The organism is Neisseria sp. P0021.S006 (assembly GCF_051956895.1).
In genome coordinates this window covers 1-1439 of record NZ_JBQCWZ010000353.1, presented here as the reverse complement: position 1 = coordinate 1439, position 1439 = coordinate 1, and the positions used below count along the sequence as shown (strand labels likewise).

The window sequence follows — 1439 nt, the reverse complement described above, 5'->3', positions numbered from 1 at the left end:
GTGTACCGTCAAAATCTGGCAGAAAAACATCGGCAAAACCATTATTGCCCATGTGCCGATGCAAAACGGTGCAGTTTTGGAAACAGGTGATTTTGAGCTTGACGGCGTAACGTTCCCTGCCGCTGAAGTACAAATCGAATTTTTAGATCCAGCCGACGGCGAAGGCAGTATGTTTCCAACCGGCAATTTGGTCGATGAAATTGATGTGCCGAATATAGGCCGTCTGAAAGCCACGCTTATCAATGCCGGTATTCCAACCATTTTCCTGAATGCCGCAGATTTGGGCTACACAGGCAAAGAGTTGCAAGACGATATCAACAACGATGCCGCGGCTCTGGAAAAATTTGAAACCATCCGCGCGTATGGTGCGCTGAAAATGGGCTTGATCAGCGATGTATCCGAAGCCGCCACCCGCGCCCATACTCCGAAAGTCGCTTTTGTCGCCCCTGCGGCCGATTATACCGCTTCAAGCGGCAAAACCGTCAAAGCTGCCGACATCGACTTATTGGTACGCGCGCTGAGCATGGGCAAATTGCACCACGCCATGATGGGCACCGCTTCAGTCGCCATCGCTACCGCTGCCGCCGTGCCTGGTACGCTGGTCAACCTTGCAGCCGGAGGCGGAGCGCGTAAAGAAGTCCGCTTCGGTCATCCGTCAGGCACACTGCGTGTCGGTGCAGCCGCCGAATGTCAGGACGGACAATGGACGGCCACCAAAGCGGTCATGAGCCGTAGTGCACGCGTGATTATGGAAGGACAAGTCCGAGTGCCGGAAGATTGCTTTTAAGTTTTCATACGGCCGCAGCACTAAACAAGGCCGTCTGAAAACCAAATAAGCAGATTTTAGTCAGGTAGCGATACCTGCAATGGAGATTAGGGTTGGGCATGAAGCCTGACTAAACACCAAATCAAAGGCAATCTGAAAAGCTCTCAAATGTTCTTGCTCTTTTCAGGCGGCCTGAAGTCAAAAAAACAATCAAAAATTCAAAGGAGAAACACCATGTCCAACCAACTCATTCTTGTTCTGAACTGCGGCAGCTCTTCACTCAAAGGTGCCGTTATCGACCGTAAAAACGGTAAAGTTCTCTTAAGCTGTCTCGGCGAACGTTTGGGTACGCCCGAAGCAGTCATTACGTTCAGCAAAGACGGCAAAAAATGCCAAACAGCTTTGACCGGCCGTAACGATCATGCCGGTGCAGTAGGTATGCTGTTGAAAGAGCTTGAAAAACACGGCCTACACGACCGCATTAAAGCCATCGGCCACCGCATCGCACACGGCGGCGAAAAATACAGCGAATCTGTTTTGATCGACCAAGCAGTAATGGACGAACTCAATGCCTGCATTCCGCTCGCTCCGCTGCACAATCCTGCTAATATCAACGGCATTTTGGCTGCGCAAGAGCATTTCCCGGGTCTGCCCAATGTCGGCGTGATGGATA

Annotated in this window: 1 protein-coding gene and 1 pseudogene; both read left to right on the top strand. The window is 51.4% G+C overall.

The genetic code is table 11. From position 1 onward, the window contains the following. The coding region (gene prpF / locus ACTHUM_RS14045; RefSeq protein WP_440403175.1) for a 2-methylaconitate cis-trans isomerase PrpF at positions 1-787 on the top strand (787 nt) is incomplete at its 5' end. A 213-nt stretch (positions 788-1000) separates the two neighbouring features. Continuing rightward, positions 1001-1439 (top strand): annotated as a pseudogene (locus ACTHUM_RS14040) (acetate kinase); the annotation flags it as partial.